General features: G+C 40.7%; 1 pseudogene. It reads left to right on the top strand.

The window, feature by feature from the left end:
• Positions 1 to 992, top strand: a pseudogene (locus ACODSI_RS15030) (adhesin); the annotation flags it as partial.

Here is a 992-nt window from a genome sequence, read left to right as displayed (position 1 = left end):
CCAACAAATGCTATAACTGGAGCATCGGCTTATTTATCAGGGACAAAAACTTTGTGGGTTAGAATTCAAAACAATACCACAGGATGTTTTGATATTATTACGGTTAATTTAGTAGTGGATCCATTACCAACGGCTTTGGCGTTTTACCCACAATATGAATTGTGTGAGACTGTAGCACCTGTTGGAGTAGAGACCTTTAACTTAAGTTCTCAAGTCACTACCATTCTTCAAGGGCAAACAGGAATGCAGGTAACGTTCTATCCGACACTAGCTCAAGCTCAATCAGGCCTTGGTGCTATAACCAATCCATCGAACTACAACAATGCAGCACCTTATGCGCAAACAGTAGGTATTCGTATTACCAATACTGCCACAGGATGTTATGTGATTTCGACTATCGATTTAGTGGTAAATCCAAAACCAGTGCCGATTCCACCAACGGCTCCATATACTTTATGCGACAACGACCAAGATGGAATCACGTGTTTTAATTTAAATACCCTAACACCAGGAATTTCATTTCAAACACCAGGGGTATATACTATTACCTACCATTTAACACAAGCCGATGCGACTAACAATTTGAATGTTCTCAATGCGGCTAACTATTGTAATGTGAATCCGTTTGTACAATTCTTATGGGTAAGAGCAGAGAATCCAACCACACATTGTTTTGCGATAATGCCAATAGAGTTAAATGTTCGTGTGGCACCAAACTTGCCAAATCCAGCTTTAGCACCAATTGTGAATTGTGATGCTGATAGTAACCCACAAGACGGCTGTACAGCGTTTGATTTAACCCAACAAACGCCAATTATTATAGCGGCGCAATCACTAAATACGGCAACTTATACTGTGACGTATTACACCTCACAATCGGATGCTTCGGCATCACCGAGTGGGTTGTTTCCGATTATTCAAACCAATAACTACATCTCTTGTGTGCCAACAAAAACCATTTGGTACCGCGTTGAGAACATTGCCAGTCATTG

The sequence above is a fragment of the Flavobacterium sp. FG139 genome, assembly GCF_057809695.1.
This window is presented reverse-complemented; position numbering and strand designations above follow the sequence as displayed.